This is a genomic window from Kurthia populi (genome assembly GCF_042686175.1).
Taxonomy (GTDB): Bacteria; Bacillota; Bacilli; order Bacillales_A; family Planococcaceae; genus Kurthia; species Kurthia populi.
Map to the genome: position 1 here is coordinate 1 of NZ_JBHUOR010000056.1, position 838 is coordinate 838.

An 838-nucleotide genomic window follows, 5' to 3' on the forward strand; every position below is an offset into this window, starting at 1 on the left:
AGTCAGATCGTTAGGTAATTTTCGTGTTAAGAAATTATTTCTTAAGTAATCAATTGCTCGCTCGACTTTTCCTTTTGTTTGGGCTCGATAAGGCTTACAAGCCTTTGCAGTGACATCGTAATAATTTAAAAAGTCTTCGAATCGTTTATTGAAACGTATTTGCTGAATACTATGCTTTGTAACGACTGTGCGCATATTATCGTAAAGAATTTGTTGCGGAACACCATTAAAATAACTGAAGGCGTTTAGATGACATTTAATAAGCGTGTCTTGTTTCATATCTGTCGTAAATTCGATATAACGCTTTCGAGAATAACTGAGAATCATAATAAATGCGTAAAGCTGAATTTCTTCTCCATCAATGATGCATGTTCCTGCGTTTTCAGCCCAGTCAACTTGTGCTTGTTCTCCTGGCTTTGTTTCATATCGCACAGTTGCTTGCTTCTTAGGTGCTGCCCGATAGGGCTGGACAAACTCTCTTAGTATTGTACTTTTACCTTCATATCCTAGCTTTTGTATTTCTTCTAATAGTACTGCGCAGTTAATAGTACCTTCTTTAATTCTTGCTAATATATAAGATTTATAAGGATCTAGTTTGCTGCCACGGCTTTTTCGCTTTGTAGCTTGTGGTAACTTTTCTTGATTTAAATATTTTCGAATCGTTTTTCTATCATAACCTGTTTCTTCTGCGATGGCCGTTAAGGTCCATCCTTTCTGTTTCAGTTCTTTAATCATAAAAATATCCTCCAATACTACCGTCATCTCCACACTTCCAATCTATATTGTCTAATATAGATTATCCGTTATTAGTGGGGAATTTTTAAACGGTATTATCGAG

General features: G+C 35.7%; 1 protein-coding gene. It reads right to left on the reverse strand.

Annotation, left to right across the window (positions count from 1 at the left end; genetic code table 11):
• A partial coding sequence (gene istA, locus ACFSY7_RS10315) for an IS21 family transposase (RefSeq protein WP_380147774.1) occupies window positions 1–762 on the reverse strand: 762 nt, incomplete at its 3' end.
• Window positions 763–838: the final 76 nt, after the last annotated feature.